Raw genomic sequence first — 1,114 nt, 5'->3', positions numbered from 1 at the left:
GGCGGCGGCAAAAACTGAGTGCAACACCTGACCTTTCCGGTACGGTGTTGCCCCTATGTCTTATTCCGAACTCAGCGTTGAAGAACGCGCCACCATTCAAATCGCTCGTGCCCAAGCGTTCAGCCTGCGAAGAATTGCCTACTTGATCAATCGCTCCCCTTCGACCATCAGCCGGGAGCTGCGACGCAATCGGGATGTCTGCGGCAGCTACTCGGCCCGCGTGGCCCAGCAGCAGATGCAGGCCCGCCGCCAGGTTTGTCGACCGATGCGAAAGCTATTGCCGGGTAGCGAGCGCTTCGAGTTGGTGGCCCATATGCTGCGTGAGCGTTTGTCTCCCGAGCAGATTGCCGGCAAGCTGCGCACTATGAACATTCCCAGCCTCAGAGATGCCTACGTCTGTCGCGAGACGATCTATAACGCGATCTATGCCTTGCCGGTCGGCGAGCTGCGTAAGGAGCTGATCATCTGCCTGCGCCAAAGCAAGGCAACGCGCCGGCCGCGCTCTGGTGGTGTGGACCGGCGCGGCCAGATCCCCGAAATGGTCAGCATTCATGTGCGCCCGCCGGAGATCGAAGACCGGCTGATGCCGGGGCATTGGGAGGGCGACCTGATCAAGGGCAAAGCCAACGCCTCGTCCGTAGGCACGTTGGTGGAGCGCACCAGTGGCTACCTGATGTTGGTGAAGATGAATGATGCGACGGCAACTTCGGCGATGGAGGGCTTCAGTGCGGCGCTCAATGGCATGCCGCTGGCTATGCGCAAGAGCATGACCTACGACCAGGGCCGAGAAATGGCGCGGCATGCTGAAATCACCCAGCAGACCGGGGTAGCCATCTACTTCTGCGACCCGCACAGCCCCTGGCAGCGCGGCAGTAACGAAAACATCAACGGTTTGATCCGTCAGTACCTGCCCAAGGGGACGGACTTGTCGGGACACAGCCAGGAACAGTTGGATGCCATTGCCTTGCAACTGAATATGCGCCCCCGTAAACGCTTCGATTTCAAATGTCCGATCGAAATGATGGGCGAGGTGATGCAGAACGCCATGACTATGCGGCACGATGCGCCCGCTTCAATTCAATAACCGTGTTGCACTCAGCTCCTGCAACCGCCC

At 59.7% G+C, this 1,114-nt stretch carries 1 protein-coding gene; it reads left to right on the top strand.

Translation table 11 applies throughout. The features are described from left to right. Window positions 1–55: 55 nt before the first annotated feature. The gene (locus tag AC19YR_RS24750; RefSeq protein ID WP_500600441.1) at window positions 56–1,084 is read left to right on the top strand and encodes an IS30 family transposase; all 1,029 of its coding nucleotides are present in this window, start codon (window positions 56–58) and stop codon (window positions 1,082–1,084) included. The last annotated feature ends 30 nt before the right edge of the window (window positions 1,085–1,114 follow it).

Source organism: Pseudomonas sp. MF08817, from assembly GCF_059862705.1.
This window is presented reverse-complemented; position numbering and strand designations above follow the sequence as displayed.